General features: G+C 63.6%; 3 protein-coding genes. All 3 read right to left on the bottom strand.

Translation table 11 applies throughout. From position 1 onward, the window contains the following. Positions 1–22: 22 nt before the first annotated feature. Positions 23–1,606, bottom strand: coding sequence for an IS66 family transposase (gene tnpC / locus NKH42_RS30955; protein WP_352757267.1), 1,584 nt, complete (start codon positions 1,604–1,606; stop codon positions 23–25). Between the two features lie 73 nt (positions 1,607–1,679). Then, on the bottom strand, positions 1,680–2,024 hold the full coding sequence (gene tnpB, locus NKH42_RS30950) for an IS66 family insertion sequence element accessory protein TnpB (protein WP_096453731.1): 345 nt from the start codon (positions 2,022–2,024) through the stop codon (positions 1,680–1,682). After that, positions 2,021–2,401: a transposase gene (locus NKH42_RS30945; RefSeq protein WP_240546938.1), complete on the bottom strand. Its 381-nt coding sequence runs from the start codon at positions 2,399–2,401 to the stop codon at positions 2,021–2,023. Before NKH42_RS30945 ends, tnpB begins: the two co-directional genes overlap by 4 nt. Positions 2,402–2,513: the final 112 nt, after the last annotated feature.

Raw genomic sequence — 2,513 nt, 5'->3', positions numbered from 1 at the left:
GTAAGCGGGTAGCTGATGCCGTTCAGCGCTGGTAGTTCCAAGGCATAAGCGCCTCGATATCGCTGTTTGGCCAGCCATTGGCGATACGCTCGAGGGTCTGGGTGAGCCAGGCGTGCGGATCGACCTGGTTCATCTTGGCGGTGGTCAGCAGCGTGGCGATGGTGGCCCATGTCCGTCCGCCGCCGTCGCTGCCAGCGAAGAGGCTGTTCTTTCGGGTAATTGTCTGTGGCCGGATGGCGCGCTCGACGGTGTTGGAGTCGATTTCGATGCGGCCGTCGGTGAGGAAGCGCTCCAGCGCGGCACGCCGGCCGAGCGCATAGCGGATCGCCTCTGCGGGCTTCGATTTTCCCGACAGCTTCGGCAGCTCCTTTTCCCACAGCGCAAAGAGAGCGGCAACGACGGCGGCGGATTTCTCCTGACGCGCAGCTATCCGAAGTACCGGGTCCTGGCCGCGCACGGCCTCCTCGGCGGCCCACAGCGGGGCCATCTGCGCCACCGTCTGCGAGGCAATAACGGAGGAGCCTGCGGCATGCAGTTCGTAGAACTTGCGCCGCACGTGCGACCAGCACGCCGCCAGCGTCACGCCGTCATTGCCCCGATCCGATCGGGCCAGCCGGTTATAGGCGGCGTATCCGTCGACCTGCAGGATGCTGCGATAGCCGTCCAGATGGCGGGCGACACATTCGCCGGCACGGCTGTCTTCGAAGCGGTAGGCGACGATGGGCGGTCCGCTGCCACCGAACGGCCGATCATCGCGGAGATAGGTCCAGAGGTAGGCCGTCTTGGCCTTGCCCGATCCTGGGGCCAGCGTTGGGAGCGTGGTCTCATCGGCAAAGACCCGCTCACCCTGCTTGATGCGGGTCAGTGCGTAATCGGCGAGCGGCTCGAGCTCGAAGCCGACCTTGCCCATCCACTGCGCCATCTGTGACCGGTCGATCTCGACCTGATCGCGGGCATAGATCGCTTCCTGCCGGTAGAGCGGCAGGCCATCGGCGTATTTGGACACGGCGATCTGCGCCAGCAGCGCTTCGGTCGGAATGCCGCTTTGGATGATGCGGGCGGGAGCGGCTGCCTGGATAACGCCGTCCCAGCCCTTGTAGGCATATTTGGGACGACGCGTGACGATCACCCGGAACTTCGCCGGGGTGACATCGAGCCGTTCGGAGACGTCCTCGCCGATCAGGATCTTATCCAGCGCTTCGCAGCCAGCAGGCGTTTCGGGCTCGATGACCACCTCGACCCGTTCGAGATGGGCCGCAAAGCCTTTGCGAGGACGCGGCGCGCGCTTCGCTTTCGAGCCGCCCGCAGACTTCTCCATCTGCGCTTCGATGGCCGCCACGCCGGTTTCGATCTCGTCGAAGATCAGAGCGTACTGTTCCTCGCTCAGCGCGCCGGTTCGCAACCTTTCGGAGCGGCTACCGAAGCGCGCCCGCTCCAGCATCTTCACGACCGCCGTCAGGCGTGCGATCCGCTCATCGGCGCTCTTGTTGACCAGCTCGAGATGGAGGTTGCGCTCCTCGAGAAGGGCGGCCTTTTCGGCCATGGCAATAACCATCGCCTTGAGCGTGTCAACGTCGTCCGGGAGCGCGAGTTCGGGTGCCGACATGGCCAAAATCAGAGCATATTCGCGGGCAATTTTCCCGCTTTTTCAGCTCCCTGATTCATCATGCCGCAGGGTTTTACCCAACCGATTGCGGCCGCCTGACGGTCTCCGTTCGAACCCGTTTCCAGTCCATTCCGTCAACCAGAGCCATGAGCTGAGCATGATTGAGCTGGACCCGGTGGTGGCCGATCCGCGGCCAGCAGAACTTCGCGTCGTCCAGTCGCTTGGCATAAAGACACACGCCGCTGCCGTCCCACCAGACGATCTTGATCCTGTCCGCTCTTTTGGCGCGGAAGACATAAAGCGCGCCGTTGAACGGATCCGAACCGGCATCGCGCACCAGTGCCAGAAGGCCGTCGGGACCTTTTCTAAAATCGACGGGATGACTGGCGACCAACACCTTCACGCCAGCCGGGATCATGCCTGGCGGACCGCCCGGATAATCCTGGCCAAATGATCCTGGCCGACGTCGGCGCCGGCCCGAATGACCACATCGCCCAAACAGATCTCCACTGTCGAAGACGCCGCTTGGGTGACCTCGACAAAGCCAAGCCGATCCGCATCTCGCTGCGGCGTGACCGCACCGCTCTTGATCGCCTTGCTCCGCCAGCCGAACAGCTGGGCTGGCGCCATCCCCGCTTGTCTGGCGATGGCCGACACATTCGCGCCCGGCTTCAGTGTCGCCTCGATCAGCCGCGACTTCGCTTCCGCCGACCAGCGCCGCCGCGGACGCTGCGGGCTTGCCTCCAGCCGGTTCGGGACCGCCTCAAGGACATGGAAACTTCTATCATCAGGCATAGGCGCAGACATAGAAATTGACACTGCAAGCTCCTCGGCTCCTTGCTTCAGTGTCACTATCTCTCGCTCATCACCTCAAGCCGCGCCAGATGGGGTCAGCTTGGCGCTTACG

The organism is Mesorhizobium sp. M1142, assembly GCF_040318565.1.
Taxonomy (GTDB): Bacteria; Pseudomonadota; Alphaproteobacteria; order Rhizobiales; family Rhizobiaceae; genus Mesorhizobium.
The sequence above is the reverse complement of the archived record's forward strand: the minus strand, read 5'-3'. Positions and strand labels throughout refer to the sequence as shown.

What these genes read in the sequence shown, in the direction of transcription:
- tnpC (WP_352757267.1), bottom strand. Translation starts at nt 1,606, where the DNA reads ATGTCGGCACCCGAACTCGCGCTCCCGGACGACGTTGACACGCTCAAG.
- tnpB (WP_096453731.1), bottom strand. Translation starts at nt 2,024, where the DNA reads ATGATCCCGGCTGGCGTGAAGGTGTTGGTCGCCAGTCATCCCGTCGAT.
- NKH42_RS30945 (WP_240546938.1), bottom strand. Translation starts at nt 2,401, where the DNA reads ATGCCTGATGATAGAAGTTTCCATGTCCTTGAGGCGGTCCCGAACCGG.